The organism is Streptomyces capparidis, from assembly GCF_054782095.1.
On record NZ_BAAGTD010000026.1, the window covers coordinates 71,107 to 87,228 of the forward strand.

11 protein-coding genes are annotated in these 16,122 nt (G+C 77.3%); 5 read left to right on the forward strand and 6 right to left on the reverse strand.

What is annotated here, in order from left to right:
* Positions 1–5: 5 nt before the first annotated feature.
* Together ACYVO2_RS21430 and ACYVO2_RS21435 are read right to left on the reverse strand one after the other, a co-directional pair.
* Positions 6–1,487 carry a pyridoxal phosphate-dependent decarboxylase family protein gene (locus ACYVO2_RS21430; protein WP_461009537.1) on the reverse strand — a complete coding sequence of 494 codons (1,482 nt, stop codon included), beginning with the start codon at positions 1,485–1,487 and terminating at the stop codon, positions 6–8.
* A complete protein-coding gene (locus tag ACYVO2_RS21435; protein WP_461009538.1) occupies positions 1,484–2,938 on the reverse strand; it encodes an MFS transporter in 1,455 nt (484 codons plus the stop codon). The genes ACYVO2_RS21430 and ACYVO2_RS21435 overlap by 4 nt, the downstream gene beginning before the upstream one ends.
* A gap of 184 nt (positions 2,939–3,122) precedes the next feature.
* Between ACYVO2_RS21435 and ACYVO2_RS21440 the strand changes: the two genes are divergently transcribed.
* Positions 3,123–3,794 (forward strand): TetR/AcrR family transcriptional regulator, encoded by a 672-nt coding sequence (locus ACYVO2_RS21440; RefSeq protein ID WP_461009539.1) that lies wholly within the window; start codon positions 3,123–3,125, stop codon positions 3,792–3,794.
* Here the strand turns inward: ACYVO2_RS21440 and ACYVO2_RS21445 are convergent.
* On the reverse strand, positions 3,781–4,731 hold the full coding sequence (locus ACYVO2_RS21445) for a MaoC/PaaZ C-terminal domain-containing protein (protein WP_461009540.1): 951 nt from the start codon (positions 4,729–4,731) through the stop codon (positions 3,781–3,783). The two genes, ACYVO2_RS21440 and ACYVO2_RS21445, sit on opposite strands and share 14 nt — an antisense overlap.
* An 11-nt stretch (positions 4,732–4,742) precedes the next feature.
* Positions 4,743–6,125 (reverse strand): 3-oxoacyl-ACP reductase, encoded by a 1,383-nt coding sequence (locus ACYVO2_RS21450; protein ID WP_461009541.1) that lies wholly within the window; start codon positions 6,123–6,125, stop codon positions 4,743–4,745.
* Between the two features lie 262 nt (positions 6,126–6,387).
* Here ACYVO2_RS21450 and ACYVO2_RS21455 point away from each other — a divergent pair, with 262 nt between their 5' ends.
* The 3 genes from ACYVO2_RS21455 (at position 6,388) to ACYVO2_RS21465 (ending at position 10,394) form a co-directional block, all read left to right on the forward strand.
* Positions 6,388–7,689 (forward strand): acetyl-CoA C-acetyltransferase, encoded by a 1,302-nt coding sequence (locus tag ACYVO2_RS21455; protein ID WP_461009542.1) that lies wholly within the window; start codon positions 6,388–6,390, stop codon positions 7,687–7,689.
* 122 nt (positions 7,690–7,811) lie between these two features.
* A complete protein-coding gene (locus tag ACYVO2_RS21460; protein WP_461009543.1) occupies positions 7,812–9,770 on the forward strand; it encodes an AMP-dependent synthetase/ligase in 1,959 nt (652 codons plus the stop codon).
* Between the two features lie 174 nt (positions 9,771–9,944).
* Positions 9,945–10,394 (forward strand): phospholipase, encoded by a 450-nt coding sequence (locus ACYVO2_RS21465; protein WP_461009544.1) that lies wholly within the window; start codon positions 9,945–9,947, stop codon positions 10,392–10,394.
* Between the two features lie 17 nt (positions 10,395–10,411).
* Here the strand turns inward: ACYVO2_RS21465 and ACYVO2_RS21470 are convergent, their stop codons facing one another.
* Complete coding sequence (locus ACYVO2_RS21470; protein ID WP_461009545.1) at positions 10,412–10,861, reverse strand: ATP-binding protein; 450 nt, start codon at positions 10,859–10,861, stop codon at positions 10,412–10,414.
* Positions 10,862–11,292: 431 nt separating this feature from the next.
* Here ACYVO2_RS21470 and ACYVO2_RS21475 point away from each other — a divergent pair, with 431 nt between their 5' ends.
* The gene (locus tag ACYVO2_RS21475; RefSeq protein ID WP_461009546.1) at positions 11,293–14,412 is read left to right on the forward strand and encodes an amidohydrolase family protein; all 3,120 of its coding nucleotides are present in this window, start codon (positions 11,293–11,295) and stop codon (positions 14,410–14,412) included.
* Between the two features lie 279 nt (positions 14,413–14,691).
* Here the strand turns inward: ACYVO2_RS21475 and ACYVO2_RS21480 are convergent, their stop codons facing one another.
* On the reverse strand, positions 14,692–15,777 hold the full coding sequence (locus tag ACYVO2_RS21480) for a glutamate--cysteine ligase 2 (RefSeq protein ID WP_461009547.1): 1,086 nt from the start codon (positions 15,775–15,777) through the stop codon (positions 14,692–14,694).
* Positions 15,778–16,122: the final 345 nt, after the last annotated feature.

Below are 16,122 nucleotides of genomic sequence, written 5' to 3' on the forward strand. Positions count from 1 at the left end.
CGGCCCTACGGGGCGCCCTCGCCCGCGAGCGGCGCCCCGTACAGGCCGCTCACCAGCTCCGGCAGCAGCCGCTCCGCCAGCGCGGGCGGCAGCTCGGACAGCAGGGCGAGCAGCGGCGCCATCCGCTCCGGCAGCGCCCCGTCCGCGCCGACCCCGGCCAGCCGCAGCACCTGGGCGGCCTCGTCCCCGGTGAGCGCCTCCGGGGTGAGCCCGCCCAGGTACCGCACCAGCTCCGGGTCGGGCCGCGGCGGGGGCACGGAGCGGGCCCGCTCCACCGCCGCGGCCAGCTCGCGCAGCAGCAGGCGCACCGTCTCCTCGCCCGCCACCGCCGCGGTCACCGTCAGGTGCAGGTTCGGCGGGGACGCCCCGCGCCCGGGCTGCGGCTGGAGGTACCAGCCGCGGGCCCGCATCTCGTCGGCCACCACGAACGGGTCGGGGCCGCCCTCCGCCGCGGCCACCGCCACCAGCGACGCGTCCGGCCGCACCGGCACCCGCAGCCCCTCGATGCGCTCGACGCCCGCCACCAGCGCCCGCGTGGCCCGCCGCACCCGGCGGGCCAGCTCCACGTACCCGTCGGTGCCCACCCGCTCCAGCACCGCCCACGCGGCGGCCAGGGGTCCGGCGGACTTCGTGCCCTGGAGGGTGCTGTTCACCACCGGGTAGCCCGGCCAGGAGGCGTGCGCGAACCAGCCGTGGCGGCGCAGCTCCGCGTCCCGGAACAGCAGCACCGAGGCGCCCTTGGGGGTGTAGGCGTACTTGTGCAGATCGACGGAGAGCGAGGTGACGCCGGGCACCGACAGGTCGAACGCGGGCACCCGCGGCGCCCCGGCCAGGCGCAGGTGCCCCAGGTACCAGCCGCCGATGCAGGCGTCCACGTGGCAGAGCACCCCGCGCGCCGCCGCGGCACCGGCCACCTCGGCGACCGGGTCCACCACGCCGTGCGCGTAGGACGGCGCCGACACCACGACCAGCGCCGTGCGCCCGGTGACCGCCGCGGCCACCTCCCGCGCCCGCACCCGGAAGCCGGCCGGGTCCACGGGCACGGGCACCACCCGCAGCCCGAACAGCCGCGCCGCCTTGTGGAACGCCGGGTGCGCCGTCCGCGGCAGCACCAGCTCCGGGTCGGCGACCCCGCGCACCCGGCGGGCGTGCTCCCGCGCGGCGAGCACGGCCAGCAGGCAGCTCTCGGTGCCGCCCGAGGTGAACGTGCCGACGGTGCGGGCGTCGCCGCCGAGCAGTCGGGCGGCGCGGCCCACCACCTCGTTCTCCAGCGCCACCACGCTCGGGAACGCCGTCATGTCCAGCCCGTTGACGCCGGCGAACCGCTGGTGCGCCGCGGCGGCCAGCTCCTCCAGGCCCTCGACGCCCGAGTCGTAGACGTACGCCATGGTGCGGCCGCCGCGCACCGGCAGGTCGGCGGCGCGCAGCCCGTCCAGCCGGTCGAGGATCCGGGCGTCTCGCGGGTCCCGGTCCCGGGGCGTGGTCATCGCGCCTCCCGCGCGGCCGGGAGCCCGGCCCGTCCCGGCCGCGTTCCCGCGTCCGGCGGCGCGGCTCCGCCCGCCCGCGCCTCGCGTGCCAGCTCCGCCAGCCGCGCCTCCGTCAGCCGGTACCCGGCCAGCAGCGGCAGGCTGAGCAGCATCAGCAGCGCGGGCAGCGCGCCGAACCCGAGCACCACCCCGGTCAGCGCCGAGTCCGGCTGCGGCACCCGGTCGTCGGCGTCGGAGGAGACGAAGCCGCTCACGGCCAGCACCCCGCCGAACAGCGCGGGCCCCAGGGCCAGGCCCAGGGTCTCGCCCGCGGTCCACAGGCCGGTGAACACCCCGGCGCGGCGGCGCCCGCTGGTGAGGGTGTCCGCGGCGATGGCGTCGCCCAGCATCGACATCTGGAGCATCTGCATCCCGGCGTACCCCACCCCGGCGAGCCCCACCGCCGCGTACACCGCCGCCTCGGGCAGCACCCGGGCGAACGCGGCGACTGCGGCGCCCGCCAGGAAGCAGCCGGAGGCGCAGAGGGCGGCGGCGCGCTTGCCGGTGCGCCGGGCGGCGGCCAGCCACAGCGGCGTGGCGAGCAGGGACGGCACGATCAGGCAGGCGAACAGGGCGGTGACGGCGCCGGGCTCGTCCAGGACGTAGGTGGCGAAGTACTGGGCGCCGGCCAGCATCAGACCGGCCGCGGCGGCCTGCACGACGTAGACGCCGAGCAGCCGCATGAACGGCCGGTTGCCGCGGGCCGCCCGCAACTGCGCGGGCAGCGACGGCTCGCTCACCGAGGCGGGCAGCGCGTCCGGGGCGCCGGAGGTGGCCAGGACCGAGGTGAGCGCCCCGGCGCAGATCAGCAGCCCGGTCACCGCGCCCATCAGCCGGTAGCCGCCGACCGTGCCGTGGTCGTCGCCCGAGGTCCCGGCCAGCACCGGGGCGAGGGCGCCGGAGAGCAGGATGGCCCCGCCGAGGAACGCCACCCGCCACGACATCAGGCGGGCCCGCTCGTCGGGGTCGGCGGTCAGCTCGGCGGGCAGGGCCACGTACGGCACCTGGAAGCAGGCGAACCCGGTCGCGGTGAGCAGGAACAGCGCGGCGACCCAGGCGGCGTCCCAGTCGCCGCCCAGCGGCGGCCCGGCGAACATCGCGGCGAAGCCGGCGGGCATCACCAGGGCCCCGGCGAGCATCCACGGGCGGCGCGGGCCCCAGCGGTGCGCGGTCCGGTCCGACCTGCTGCCGATCCACGGGTTGAGCAGCACGTCCCACGCCTTGGGCAGGAACACCAGGAGGGCGGCGACCCCGGCGGCGACGCCGAGCACGTCCGTCAGGTAGTAGAGGAGCAGCAGGCCCGGCACCGTGCTGAACGTGCCGGTGGCGAAGGAGCCGAGGCCGTAGCCGACGCGCACCCGGGCGCCGAGCGCCGCGGGCGGCGCTCCGGCGGCCGGACCGTGAGCGGTCATGCGCGCGAATGTAGGGCACCTGTGGCAGGAAGCAAACAGGGCGGGGGGTCCGGACGGGGTCCTCGGCCCGGGGCGGTGCGGCGGCGCGCTCCAGCGGCGGGGGCGCGGCCGGGCCCGGGGGAGGGGCGCCAACCCCCGGCTGACGGCCCGGTAAGGTGACGCGCGCGTAGATTACGATCGCACAATGCCAGAAGAACCCAGGCGCAAGCGGCTGCCCCGGGCGGTGCGGGAGCAGCAGATGCTCGACGCCGCCGTCCGCGTCTTCTCCCGGCAGGGCTTCCACGCGGCGTCCATGGACGAGATCGCCGAGTTCGCGGGCGTGTCCAAGCCGATGCTCTACCTGTACCTGGGCTCCAAGGACGACCTGTTCAGCGCGTGCATCGACCGGGAGGCCGACCGCCTGCTCGACACGCTCGGCGCCGCCGTGCAGGGCCGCTCCGACGACCCCGCCGAGCAGTTGTTCCACGGCCTGACCGCGTTCTTCGGCTATGTGAGCGCCAACCGGGACAGTTGGGCCGTGCTCTACCAGCAGGCCCGCTCCCACAGCGACTCCTTCGCCGAGCAACTGGCCAGGGCCCGCCGCGAGATCGTGGAGACCGTCACCGAGCTGGTGCGCAGGTCGATGGCGCGGCGCGGCGCGGCGCCGGGCTACGCCGCGCTGCGCAAGGAGGCGTCCGCCGTCGCGCACGCCCTGGTCGGGGCCGCCGACGCCCTGGCGGACTGGACGCTGCTCGGCACCCGCGAGGCCCCGGAGGAGACCGCGCGGCGGCTGATGAACCTGGTCTGGATCGGCTTGGAGCGCCGCCGGGCGGGCGATTCCTACCAGCTCCCCGCCCCCGGGGTCACCGCGCCCTGACCACCCCCGTCAGGTGCGGCCGCCCGGTGCGCGCGTCCGCCACGGCGAAACGGGCCTCGTCCACCGGGCCCGGCCCCAGCGGCGGATCCACCGCGAACCGCACCGTCGCGGGCAGCGGCACCGGCCGGTGGAACGCGGTGTCGATCTCGGCCGCCCCCGGCAGCCGCGGGCCCAGCGCCGCCACCGAGCGCGCCGCCGTCCACATGCCGTGGGCGATGGCCGCGCGGTAGCCGAACGGCCGGGCGGCCCACGGGTGCAGGTGGATGGGGTTGCGGTCGCCGCTGACCGCCGCGTACCTGCGCCCGGTGCCCGCCGGGACCCGCCACAGCGCCACCGCCCCGGTGGGCTCCGCGCCCCCCGGCGGCCCCGCCGGCCCCGGGCGCCCGGCGGGGGACGGCTGCCCGGCCCGCTCCGGGGACCCGGCGGGGGACGGCTCGCCCGCCGCCCGCTTCCCCGGCTCCCGGCGCAGATACGTGCTGCGCGACTCCCACACCGGCTCGTCCGCCCGCACCGCGTACACCTCCGCGGCCACGTCGAACGCGGTGCCGCGCGGGTGCGGCCGCGGCCCGAGCGCGCGCACCACCACGGTCAGCCGCTCCGCCGGGTCCACCGGCCGGTGCGTGACGATCCGGTTCGCCACGTGCACCAGGCCGAGCAGCGGCAGCGGGAAGCCGGGACCGGTCATCAGCGCCAGCGACACCGGGAACGCCAGCAGGTGCGGGTAGGTCGGCGGCAGGGCGCCGGCGCGGGGGAAGCCGCACACCCGCGCGTACGCGGCGACGTGCGCCGGGTCCACCTCGACGCCGGGCAGCACCAGGGCGGTGCGCGGCAGCTCCACCGGCCCGCCGCCCCGGCCGCGCCCCAGGGCGCCGCGCACCGCTCGCGCGTACAGCGGCAGCACCCGCGGGGCGCGGGGGAGCACCACGGTCTCCTCCATCGTCCCTCCCCTCACGCGCCGAGCAGGGACTGGCCGCACACGCGCACCACCTGCCCGTTCACCCCGGCCGTGGCCGGCGCGGCCAGCCACGCGACGGCCTCGGCGATGTCCACGGGCTGCCCGCCCTGGCCCAGGCTGCTCATCCGCCGCCCGGCCTCGCGCACCAGCAGCGGCATCCGCGCGGTCATGTCGGTCTCCACGAACCCGGGGGCCACCGCGTTGACCCGCGCCCCGCGCTCCCGCAGGGCCGGCGCCCAGGCGCGCACCAGGCCGATCAGCGCGGCCTTGCTGGTGGCGTAGTTGGTCTGGCCGCGGTTGCCGGCGATGCCGCCGATGGAGGAGACGGCGACCAGCGCCCCGCCGTCGCGCAGCACGGGCCCCTGTCCGCCCTCCTCCAGCAGGGCCGCGGTGATCCGCTGCACCGCGGCGAGGTTGACGGCGAGCACGGCGTCCCACTCCGCGGCGGTCATCCGGGCCAGGGTGCGGTCGCGGGTGATGCCCGCGTTGTGCACCACCACGTCCACGCCGCCGTGGCGCTCCCGCAGGTGCGCGGCGATCCGGGCGGGCGCCTCGGGCGCGGTGATGTCCAGCGGCAGCGCCGAGCCCCGCACCCGCGCGGCCACCCGGTGCAGCTCGTCGGCCCCGGCGGGCAGGTCCACGCACACCACGTGGGCGCCGTCGCGGGCCAGCACCTCGGCGATCACCGCGCCGATGCCCCGGGCCGCGCCGGTGACCAGGGCGGCCGCCCCGTCCAGCGGCAGCTCCCACCGCGCGGGCGCGGGCGCGTCGGCCGGCTCGACCAGCACCACCTGCCCGGAGACGAACGCGGAGCGGGGCGAGAGCAGGAAGCGCAGCGGCGACCCGAGGGCGCCCTCGGCGCCCGGCGCGACGCGCAGCAGTTGGCAGGTGGTGCCCCGGCCGCCGAGCTCCTTGCCGAGCGAGCGGACGAAGCCCTCCAGGCCCTGCTGCGCCGCCGCCGTCGCCGGGTCCGGCTCCCGCGCGGGGTCGCGGCCGAGCACCACCACCCGGCCGCAGCGCCGCAGCCCGCGCACCCTCGGGTGGAACCAGCGGTGCAGCGCGGACAGGCCGTCGGGGCCGGTGATCCCGGTGGCGTCGAAGACCAGCGCGGCGGGCCCGCCGTCCGGGCCGGGCGCCCGGTCGGCGGCCGGCTCCGGCGGCGGGGACTGGCACGGCGTCAGCCCGCACTCCTCGACGACGGCGGCCACGGCCCCGCGCGGCAGGCCGCCCTCGGCGGCACCGAGCTCCACCGTCCCGCCCGCGTCCCGCTCCCGCGGGGTGTGGCGCCGCAGCGGCGTGGCGGCAGGCACGCCCGCCCGCCGCAGCAGGGCCCGCGCGGGAGGGCTGTCAATGAGCCCCCGGATGGGATCGCGCATGAAAACCTCCTTCTTACCCACTGGTAAGTCTACTGAGGAGTAAATACGCTGTCGGACATCCGCGTCCGGCGGATCCCGGAACCCGGCACCGCCCCGCCGGACCCGGGAGCCCGCGGACCGGGAAGCCGGGAGCGGGAGCCGGGCGCCGGTGCCGGAGCCCCGAGGGCCCCGGCACCCGGTCCGGGGCGGTCACGGCCCGGGGAGCCGAGCCCGGGGCGATCACCGACCGGGGCAGTCACGACCGGAGCAAGGAGCAGCCCGCATGACCCGCACCGTCCGCAGAGTCGCGATCGTCGGAGGCAACCGCATCCCCTTCGCCCGCGCGGGCGGCCGCTACCTCGGCGTGTCCAACCAGGACATGCTGGGCGCCGCCCTGGACGGGCTGATCGAGCGGTTCGGCCTGGCCGGGGAGCGGCTCGGCGAGTTCGCCGCGGGCGCGGTGCTCAAGCACGCCCGCGACTTCAACCTCGCCCGCGAGGTCGTCCTCGGCAGCCGCCTGGACCCGCGCACCCCCGCCTACGACGTGCAGCAGGCGTGCGGCACCGGTCTGGAGGCCGTGGTCCTCGCCGCCGACAAGATCGCCCTCGGCCGCATCGACTGCGCGGTCGCGGGCGGCGTCGACACCGTCGGCGACGCCCCCGTCGGGCTCAACGACGACCTGCGCCGCCTGCTGCTGCGGGCGCGGCACGCCCGCTCCGGCGCCGCCCGCGCCCGCGTGCTGCTCACCGGCCTGCGCCCCGGGCACCTGGTGCCCGACATCCCCCGCAACGCCGAGCCGCGCACCGGCCTGTCCATGGGCGAGCACGCCGCGCTCACCGCGCGCCGCTGGGGCATCGGGCGGCGCGAGCAGGACGAGCTGGCCGCCGCCAGCCACCGCCGCCTCGCCGCCGCCTACGACCGCGGCTTCTTCGACGACCTGCTCACCCCGTACCTGGGCCTGTCCAGGGACGAGAACCTGCGCCCGGACAGCGACCCGGAGAAGCTGGCCCGTCTGAAGCCGGTGTTCGGACGCGGCGAGGGCGCCACCATGACCGCGGGCAACTCCACCCCGCTCACCGACGGGGCGGCGGTGGTGCTGCTCGCCGGCGAGGACTGGGCCCGCGAGCGCGGCCTGGCGCCCCTGGCGTACCTGGTGGACAGCGAGGTCGCCGCGGTGGACCACGTGCACGGCGAGGACGGCCTGCTGATGGCGCCCGCGTACGCCGTGCCCCGGCTGCTGGAGCGCAACGGGCTGCGCCTCGCCGACCTGGACCTGTTCGAGCTGCACGAGGCGTTCGCCTCCCAGGTGCTGGCCACCCTGCGGGCCTGGGAGGACGAGGAGTTCTGCGCCCGCCGCCTGGGCCTGGCCGCCCCGCTGGGCGCGGTGGACCGGGACCGGCTCAACGTCGCCGGCTCCTCGCTCGCCGCCGGGCACCCGTTCGCCGCCACCGGCGGTCGGATCACCGCCACCCTCGCCAAGCTGCTGAGCGAGCGCGCACCGGACGCCGGGGGGCGCCCGGTGCGCGGCCTGGTGTCGATCTGCGCGGCCGGCGGGCAGGGCGTCACCGCCCTGCTCGAACGCTGAGCCCGCCCGGCCGCTCCGGCCCGGGCGCCCGCCGCCCGCCGAACCGCGTTCCTCCCCCCCACCCGCGTGTCTCCCACCCGCCACCCGCCCACGCACCTGGCCGAACGACCGGAGGAGAACCCATGCCCCACCCCCTCGCCCGCGCCAAGGACGCCGGCCACCTCGCGGACCGGGCCCCCGTCGAGGTCGAGCGCTCGGGCGGCGAGGTCCGCCGGGCCGCCACCCCGGCACTGGCCCCGCCCCCCGGGGGCAGCCTCGCCGACCTGCCGTACGTCAACGCCGCCGAGGAACCCGGCGCCGTGGTGTTCGCCCGCAGGGCCGAGGACCCCGGCCAGGGGAGGGCCGTCTGGCGGGACGTCACCGCCGCCGCGTTCGCCGAGGAGGTGACCGCGCTCGCCAAGGGCCTGATCGCCTCCGGCGTCGAGCCGGGCGGGCGCGTGGTGGTGATGTCCCGCACCTCCTACGAGTGGACGCTGTTCGACTTCGCCGCGTGGGCCGCCGGAGCCATGGTGGTGCCCGTGTACCCCACCGCGAGCGCGGAGCAGGCCGCCTGGATCGTCCGGGACTGCGGCGCCGTGGCCTGCGTCGCCGAGGACGCCGCCTGCGCCGAGGTGCTGCACCGGGCCGTGGACCGGGCCACCGCCGAGGGCAGCCCCGTCAAGCCGCCGGTGTGGCGGGTGGACGACGGCGCCGTGCGCACTCTCACCGAGCGCGGCCGGGGCGTGCCCGACGCCGAGCTGCGGGCCCGCCGCGCCGCGCTCGGCCCCGGCAGCGAGGCCACCGTCATCTACACCTCCGGCACCACCGGGCGGCCCAAGGGCGTGCCGCTCACCCACGGCAACTTCCTGGCCGAGGCGGCCAACACCACCGAGCTGCTCCACCCGGTGTTCCGGTCCGTCTCCAGCGAGCCCGCCTCCACGCTGATGTTCCTGCCGCTGGCGCACGTGCTCGGCCGCTCGGTGCAGGTCGCCTGCGTCCGCGCCCGCATCAGGCTCGGGCACGCCCCGTCCATCAAGCCCGACGACCTCCGCCCCGACCTGGAGTCCTTCCGGCCCACCTTCCTGCTGGGCGTGCCCTACCTGTTCGAGAAGATCCACCACCTGGGGCGGGTGGAGGCGCAGGGGCGGAAGGCGGAGCGCGTGTACGACCGGGCGGTGCGGGTCGCGGTGGAGTGCGGCCGCGCCGAGCTGGACGCGCTCGCGGGGCGCGGCCCGGGGCCCGGGCCCGCCCTGCGGGCCCGCCGTGCCCTGTTCGACCTGCTGGTCTACCGCAAGGTCAGGGCGGCGCTGGGCGGCGCCGTCCGCTACGCCATCAGCGGCGGCTCCTCCCTCGACCCGGAGCTGCTGCTGTTCTTCGCCGGGGCCGGGGTGCTCGTCTACGAGGGCTACGGGCTCACCGAGACCACCGGCGCGACCACCGTCAACCCGCCGCTGCGGCCCCGCCCCGGCACGGTCGGCCCGCCGGTGCCCGGCTCCGCGGTGCGGATCGGGGACGACGGCGAGGTGTGGCTGCGCGGCCCGCACGTGTTCGCCGGTTACCAGGGCGAGGCGCGGGGGGCGGTGGAGGACGGCTGGTTCCCCACCGGCGACCTCGGGCGGCTCGACGAGGACGGCTACCTGACCATCACCGGCCGCAAGAAGGAGCTGATCGTCACCAGCGGCGGGAAGAACATCAGCCCCGGGCCGCTGGAGGACAGGCTGCGCTCCCACCCGCTGATCGGCCAGGCCATGGTGGTCGGCGACGGCCGCGCCTACGCGGCGGCGCTGATCACCCTGGACGCCGAGGCCGTGGCGGCGCACCTGGCGCACCTGCGCGGCGGGGGGCGGGACGCGGGCGCGGCGCCGACCGCCGAGGGCGGCAGCGCGGTCCCCGTGCACCCTTCGGTGCTGCGGGAGGTGGCGCGCGCGGTGGACGAGGCCAACGGGACGGTCTCGCGGGCCGAGTCGGTGCGGCGGTTCCGGATCGTGGCGGGCGACTTCACCGAGGAGCGGGGGATGCTCACCCCGTCGCTGAAGGTCAAACGCGCGGTGGTCGCGGAGGTCTATGCCGCGGACATAGCGGCGCTCTACGGGAACCGGTAGTTCTTGTCGAGTTCAGGTCAGAGATCTGGACGGCGGTGGCCGGCGTCCGGTGGGATGGCTCCGGCCGTCCGCGGGGCCTGGTGCGCGGACGGCGCGCTCGGCTTCGCAACCACCTGTTCTCACCGTGCCGATCGGCCCCCACGAGGGGCCGTTCGCGACCAACCGGAGGAACCGATGCGTCGGCTCACCGCCACTCTCGCCGTGTCCGCTGCCGCCACCGTCGCCACCGTGGGCATGACCATGCCGGCTCAGGCCGCACCCGCGGACAAGGTCCAGGTGCTCTCGAGCTGGACCCAGACCAGCGCGTCCAGCTTCAACGCCTGGAACTCCGCGCGCCAGAACCAGGGCGCGTGGGCGGCCTACGGCTTCGACTGGTCCACCGACTATTGCAGCAGCTCGCCGGACAACCCGCTCGGCTTCCCCTTCAAGCTGTCATGCGCGCGTCACGATTTCGGGTACCGCAACTACAAGGCCATCGGACAGTTCTCCGCTAACAAGGCCCGCCTGGACAGCGCCTTCTACGAGGACCTCAAGCGCGTCTGCAACGGCTACAGCGGCGCCACCAAGACCGCGTGCAACAGCACCGCCTGGACCTACTACCAGGCGGTCAAGGCGCTCGGCTGAGCCGCGCTCCGCCGGGCTCAGGCGGCGAAGAACGCCCACACCTGCTTGCCCCGGGGACGCCGGTCCACGCCCCAGCGGCGGCTGACCCGCGCCACCATGTGCAGCCCGTGACCGCCCGGCCGGGCCGGGTCCAGCGGCTGCACCTCGGGCAGTCGCGGGCTCGGGTCGGCCACACCCAGCCGCACGCCGCCGTCGAGGAGGACCAGCTCCACCTCGGCGGCGGCCTTGGCGTGCCGGTGCGCGTTGGTGACCAGCTCGGAGACGATCAGCACCACGAGTTCCACCGTGGAGCGGTCCAGCCCCCACCCGCCGAGCACCCGCTCGGCCCGGTCCCTGGCCTCCGCGATGGCCCCCGGCTCAGGCGGTGACTGCCAGACCTGCCTCGGCTCCTGCGCGCCGTCCTCCCGTTCCGGGACCCGGCACCGAAGCGCGTGTTCCCGCACTTCGGTGCGCTGATACTCCTTCATGCCACTCCGCACCGTCCAAGGCCCAGTCCGCCGCACTCGGGCGCCCTCGGACACGGTATGCCGTCGCCGCGCATGGCCTCCGTCACCTCCGACTCCTCGGCGTCGCCCGCCTCCGCTTGCGCGCGCCTTCCCCGCCACGGCCGCACCATGCCTGAAAGGTGCGCGCTTTTCGCCGCACCGTGCCCGGCGCCGCACGCCCCCGGCGCGCCGCCCCCCCGGATCCGCGCGCCCGCGGCCCGGCCGGACGCCGCCGCGGCGCAGGTCGCCCCCCGCCCCCCTCCAGCTTGCGCAACCGTCGGGCAGCGCGCAATCCCCGCCCGATCGGGGTATCCGGGACCTGAGGTCCCGCGCCACCGCGGTGACCGGTGAGACCGTTGGGACGGACCTGCCAGGGCCGCCGGGCACGGCGGGACACGAGGGGACGGCTGGGCATGGAGAAGTTGACCCGACGGCGCTTCCTGCGCGCGAGCGCGGCCGGCCCGGTCGCCGCGACCGGCGGCGCCCTGGCCGCCGCCCCGTCCGCGGCCCGGGCCGCCCAGGCCGCCGCGGGCACCCGCACCCTCACGTTCACCGCCGCCACCGGCGCCTCCGTCACCGCCGCCCCCGACGGCTCCCGGCTGATCGCCGAGATCCAGGGCGTGCTGTGGGCGCTGCCCCGCGCCGGCGGCGAGGCCACCGCGCTCACCCCGCCCGGCCTGGAGCCCACCCGCCCAGCCTGGTCCCCCGACGGCACCCAGGTGGCCCTGGTCGCCTACCGCGGCGGAGCCTTCCACCTGTGGACCATGGCCCCGGACGGCTCCGGGCTGCGGCAGCTCACCGACGGCCCCTGGGACGACCGCGGCGCCGCCTGGTCCCCCGACGGCACCCGCATCGCCTTCGCCTCCGAGCGCGGCGGCGACCCCGTCACGGGGGCGCCGTACCGGGTGTGGACCGTGGACGCCCGCACCGGCGAGCCGCGGCGCCTGAGCGCGGGCCCGGGGGAGGAGTACGACCCCACCTGGACCCCGGACGGCGCCCGGGTGCTGTTCGTGCGGGCCCACCCCGACGGCACCCAGGCCCTGGTGTCCGTCCCCGCGGAGGGCGGCCCCGCCACCGTCGAGCAGCCCGTCCCCGAGGGCAGCGCCGTCTGCCCCGCCGTCGGCCCCGACGGCCGGATCGCCCACGTCCACCTCACCACCGGCCCCACCGGTCCCCGCGCCGCCCTGGTGGTGGCCGGCCGCCCCGTCACCACCGGCGAGGACGTCTTCCCCGCCCCGCCGCGCTGGCTGAGCCGCGACGAGCTGCTCTACCTCGCCGACGGCCGGCTCAGGGTCCGCCGGGTGCCCGCGCAGGGCCCGCCGGGACCGGCCGCGCCGATCCCGTTCACCGCCCGCGTCGAGGTGCCCCGCCCCCGCTACCGCGGCAAGGCGTACGACTTCGACGGGGCCGCGTCCCGCCCCGTGCGGGGCCTGCACCTGCCCGCGCTTTCGCCCGACGGCCGCCGGGTGGCGTTCGCCGCGCTCGGCGCCCTGTGGGTGACCACGCCCGGCGGACGCCCGCGCCGGCTCGTCCAGGCGCCGCCCACCGGGTACCTCACCGGCCCCGCCTGGAGCCCGGACGGCCGCGCCGTGCTGTACTGCGACGACCGGGACGGCCTGTACGCGGTGCGCCGCCACGACCTGCGCGACGGCACCGACACCGTGCTCGCGGACGGCGGCCGGGTCAACGCCGCCCCGTCCCCGGACGGCACCCGGCTCGCCTGCCACGACCTGACCGGCAACCTGCTGGTCCGCGACCTGGCCACCGGCGAGGAGCGCGTCCTGGCCGCCCCGCTCGGCGGGGGCGGCCTGCCCGGCGCGCCGTCCTGGTCGCCCGACGGCAGGTACCTGGCCACCGCCGACCGCAACCGCCTCAACCAGCGCTTCCGCGAGGGCTACAACCTCATCCGCGTCATCGACACCCGCACCGGGGCGAGCAGGCTGCACACCCCGCGGGCCCACCTGTCCCTGTCCGACCGCTTCGCCTCGGGACCCGTGTGGTCGCCCGACGGCCGGTGGATGGCGTTCGTCGCCGAGTCCGCGCTGTGGACGGTGCCCGTCACCCCCGAGGGCGCCCCCGCCGGAGCGCCCCGCCGCGTCACCGACGAGCCCGCCGACCACCCCTCCTGGTCCGGCGACTCCCGCACCCTGCTGTACCTGTCCAACGGCCGGCTGCGCCTGGTCCCCCACGGCGGCGGCACCCCGCGCACCCTGCCCGTCCCCCTCACCCACCGCCGCGCCCTGCCGGGCCCCTCCGCCGTCACCCGGGTCCACGCCGGCCTGCTGTGGGACGGCGTGGCGGACACCCCGCGCCGCGACATGGACGTGGTGCTGCGCGGCAACCGCGTCCACGCCGTCGAACCGCACCGGGCGGGCCCGGCCCGGCCCGGGGAGCGCCTGGTCGACGCCTCGGAGCGCACCGTCCTGCCGGGCCTGTGGGACGCCCACACCCACCCGTGGCAGTCCACCTACGGCGGCCGACAGACCAGCCTCAACCTCGCCTACGGGGTCACCACCACCGTCTCCCTCGGCGGCGCCGCCTACGAGGGCGTGCGGCTGCGCGAGGCCCTCGCCGCGGGGGAGCTGACCGGGCCGCGCCTGTTCGCCACCGGCGAGCTGATCGACGGCGCCCGGGTCGCCTACAGCATGGGCCGCGCCCACCGCACCCGCGACGGCGTCCGGCGCACCCTGGAGCGCGCCGTCGCGCTGGACTTCGACTTCGTCAAGACGTACGTCAGGGCGCCCGGCTGGATCATGGCGGAGGCCGAGCGGGTCGCCCACGAGGAACTGGGGGTGCGGGTCGGCAGCCACCTGTGCACGCCAGGCATCAACCTGGGCCACGACCTGACGACCCATCTCCAGGCCACCCAGCGCCTGGAGTACGGCCACGCCACCTCGCCGACCGGCCGGGCCTACCAGGACGTGTTCGCCACCTACGGCCCCGGCGGGCTCACCCTGATCGCCACGCCGTTCACCGCCCGTCCCCTGACCGGGGAGGACCCGGCGCTGGCGGAGGACCCCAGGGTGACGGAGCTGATGCCGCCGTGGGACACCGCGGCGGTGCGCCAGGCGGCGGCCGCCCGCCCGACCCGGGCGCAACTGCGGGCCCTGGAGACGGAGGTCGGGATCTACCGGCGCGTCCTCCAGGCGGGCGGCCTGCTGGCGCTCGGCACCGACGCGCCGCTCGTCCCGGTCGGCCTCCACCTCCACCTGGCGCTGCGCGCCCTGCGCCGGTACGGGCTGAGCGCGGCGCAGGCGCTGCGCACGGCGACGGTGCTGCCCGCGCGGGCGTTCGGCGTCGCGGACCACCTGGGGACGGTGGAGCCGGGGAAGCTCGCCGACCTGGTCATCGTGGACGGGGACCCGTTCCGGGACTTCTCCTCGCTGGTGCGCACCGAGGCGGTGCTGGTGGGCGGGACGCTGGTGCGGCAGGAGGAGCTGCTCGGACGGCACCGCGGGGCGCGGGTCCCGGCCGGGGACGTGGACTGGCTGGACATCGGCCGCCGGATGCGGCGGGACTGCTGCTGCGGCTAGAGACCGGGATCAGCCGAAAGGCGCAGATCCATCGTAGTTTCCGCAAAACAAGCGCCGAACGACCTCCGGAACGGGAAACTCTCAAGAGCACCCAAGGATCGGCCTCATCTTTTCATGATCGCTGGTCCTGCCTCGGGCGCGCGGCCGCCGTCTCCCCCTCACACGCGGCCGCGCGCCCTTCGGTGTCCTCGCGGGTCAGGCACGAGCAGCGCGCCGAGAGCGGGTGCGGTGCGGTACCACTGCCGGGGAGGAGCGGTGTCCGCCCCACCCCGCGCGGCCCTACGCCGCCGTGCGCTCCACCGCGGTGGCCACCGCCGCCGCCAGGTCGTCGTGCCGGTCCAGCGCCTCCCGCTGCGCCAGCGCGCCGTTGCCGCGGCGCAGCACGTGCCCGACCCGCTCGCGCACCAGGTCGAGGTCCCCGGCGTCCCGCAGGGCGTCCGCGCAGTGGTCCACCAGGGACCGCAGCACCTGCTCGGCGGGCTGGGGCCGCCCGCTCACCGGGTGCAGCAGCTCCCCCTCCACACCGGAGCGCGCGGCCCGCCAGCTCGCCAGCCGCAGCAGCGGCACGCCCACCGGGTGGGGCAGCCCGCCCGAGCGCCACTCGCGGGCGGCGGTCTCCACCAGGCCGCGGGTGAGGGCGGCCACCAGCACGGCGTCGTCCGCGTCCAGGCACACGTCCGCCACCCGGATCTCCACGGTCGGGTAGTGGCGGGACAGGCGGGCGTCGAAGTAGATCATGCCCTCGTCCAGGAGGGTCCCGGAGTCCAGCATCTCCCGCAGGGTGGCGTGGTACCGCTTGGCCGAGCCGAAGACGTCCACGGGCCCGGCGGACGGCCAGCGCCCCCACACCTGGGTGCGGTAGCTGGCGTACCCGGTGTCCCGGCCCTGCCAGAACGGCGAGTTGGCGCTGAGCGCGAGCAGCGGGGGCAGCCAGGGCCGGATCCGGTCCAGCACCGCCACGCCCTCCTCGTCCGACTCCACGCCCACATGCACGTGACAGCCGCAGGTGAGCTGCTCCTGCGCGGTCAGCCCGAACTCCTCGAACATCCTGCGGTAGCGGGGCTTGGGCGTCAGGGACGGGTCGACGGGCAGGGGGGAGGTGGCCAGCGCCACCACCGCGGCGTCCACCTCGCCCGCCCGCCGCGCGGCCTCCCGGCGCCAGCGGCGCACCTCGGCGGCGAGGTCGCCCATGGAGGTGCACGGGCGGGTGCCGGTCTCCAACTGCTCCCGCTGCAACTCCTCCTCGAGCTCCTCGCCGCCCGACTTCAGCACCGCGCCCGCCACGGCGCGCGGCTGTCCTGTGGCGGGGTCCACGAGCAGCAGCTCTTCCTCGACCCCGACGCTCCGTCGTGATGTGGTCTGCACGCCCAACAACTAGCCGCAAACCCCGCTCCGAAACGCCCCACCCCCCACCCCCCGCCCCGGAACAACCGCCACCCGCCATTCCGGACCCCGGCACCGCCGCGGCACCGGGCCGCCGCGGCTCCGCCCGCGGCGGGTGTGACGGGTGCTTGCCGGGCGCGGGGGCGCGGCGCGGATCCGGCGCGCCCGGCTTCCCGGCGCGGGTCGCTCCGCGCCGCGTGGGAAGGGTTCGGGCGCGGGGCGCGAAGCGCCCCGCCGCCCGGTTGTGGTGCCCGGTTGTGGTGCCCGGTTGTGGTGCCCGGTTGTGGTGCCCGGTTGTGGTGCCCGGTTGTGGTGCCCGGTTGTGGT

Coding starts and splice junctions, on each gene's coding strand:
- ACYVO2_RS21430 (WP_461009537.1), bottom strand. CDS start 1,487: ATGACCACGCCCCGGGACCGGGACCCGCGAGACGCCCGGATCCTCGAC.
- ACYVO2_RS21435 (WP_461009538.1), bottom strand. CDS start 2,938: ATGACCGCTCACGGTCCGGCCGCCGGAGCGCCGCCCGCGGCGCTCGGC.
- ACYVO2_RS21440 (WP_461009539.1), top strand. CDS start 3,123: ATGCCAGAAGAACCCAGGCGCAAGCGGCTGCCCCGGGCGGTGCGGGAG.
- ACYVO2_RS21445 (WP_461009540.1), bottom strand. CDS start 4,731: ATGGAGGAGACCGTGGTGCTCCCCCGCGCCCCGCGGGTGCTGCCGCTG.
- ACYVO2_RS21450 (WP_461009541.1), bottom strand. CDS start 6,125: ATGCGCGATCCCATCCGGGGGCTCATTGACAGCCCTCCCGCGCGGGCC.
- ACYVO2_RS21455 (WP_461009542.1), top strand. CDS start 6,388: ATGACCCGCACCGTCCGCAGAGTCGCGATCGTCGGAGGCAACCGCATC.
- ACYVO2_RS21460 (WP_461009543.1), top strand. CDS start 7,812: ATGCCCCACCCCCTCGCCCGCGCCAAGGACGCCGGCCACCTCGCGGAC.
- ACYVO2_RS21465 (WP_461009544.1), top strand. CDS start 9,945: ATGCGTCGGCTCACCGCCACTCTCGCCGTGTCCGCTGCCGCCACCGTC.
- ACYVO2_RS21470 (WP_461009545.1), bottom strand. CDS start 10,861: ATGAAGGAGTATCAGCGCACCGAAGTGCGGGAACACGCGCTTCGGTGC.
- ACYVO2_RS21475 (WP_461009546.1), top strand. CDS start 11,293: ATGGAGAAGTTGACCCGACGGCGCTTCCTGCGCGCGAGCGCGGCCGGC.